The organism is Burkholderia alba (genome assembly GCF_034721475.1).
Taxonomy (GTDB): Bacteria; Pseudomonadota; Gammaproteobacteria; order Burkholderiales; family Burkholderiaceae; genus Burkholderia; species Burkholderia alba.
Genome location: NZ_JAWJWL010000151.1, coordinates 1 through 877 on the forward strand (window position 1 = coordinate 1; position 877 = coordinate 877).

General features: G+C 62.6%; 1 pseudogene. It reads right to left on the minus strand.

Annotated elements, in window-relative coordinates:
• A pseudogene (locus tag RZR99_RS32940) lies at positions 1–786 on the minus strand (IS5 family transposase); the annotation flags it as partial.
• Between the last annotated feature and the right edge of the window lie 91 nt (positions 787–877).

Consider the following 877-nt stretch of genomic DNA (forward strand, 5'->3'; position numbering starts at 1 on the left):
CAGCAGATCAAGCAGCAGCCGAGTTTGAGGAACGCGCCGTGAATATCAGCACGGCGCTCGAAACGGATACGGAGGCAACGGAAGTGATGGAGCCAGGCATGCGTGCGTTCAACGACCCAGCGATACTTGCCAAGGCCGCTGCCATGTTCGGTACGGCGCTTGGCGATCACCGGCTCGATACCACGATCGCGCAACGCGCGTCGATGCCGCTCGGAGTCGTAACCGCGATCGGCGTAAACCACACGCGGTCGTCTCAGTGGATGGCCGCGCAATCCGCGAATCGGTGGAATCGCGTCGATCAGCGGCAGCAATTGCGTGACGTCGTTGACATTCGCGCCAGTCAGGATCGCGGCGATCGGCGTGCCGTTGGCGTCGGTGACGATGTGGTGCTTGGAACCGGGTCGCGCTCGATCGGTAGGGTTTGGCCCAGTTTTTGGCCCGCCCCAACGGCGCGAATCGATGATGAATCGACGGCGGCTCGGGAGAAGTCGATTTGGTCTGCTGCTCGCAGTTTCGCGAGCAGCAACTCGTGCACGCGATCCCATACGCCGGCGGCCTGCCAATCGCGCAGCCGTCGCCAGCATGTCACGCCCGAACCGCAGCCCATCTCGGCGGGCAGGTCGCGCCAGCGCAGTCCCGTCTTGAGAACGAACAGGATTCCGGTCAGCGCGGCGCGATTCGAAACAGGCAAGCGGCGCCTGGGTTCTTCTCGCGCCGCGGCTTGGGTGGCGGCAGTAACGGTTCGATCAAGGTCCACAGTTCGTCGTCGATGATCGGCTTGCCCATCTCCTCGATCTCGGTTGTTCCGATGCCTGAGGTTAACAGCTAGCCGCGAAAGTTAACAGCCCCTCCGGGCCTTTTTGAAACCGTCTCTTAG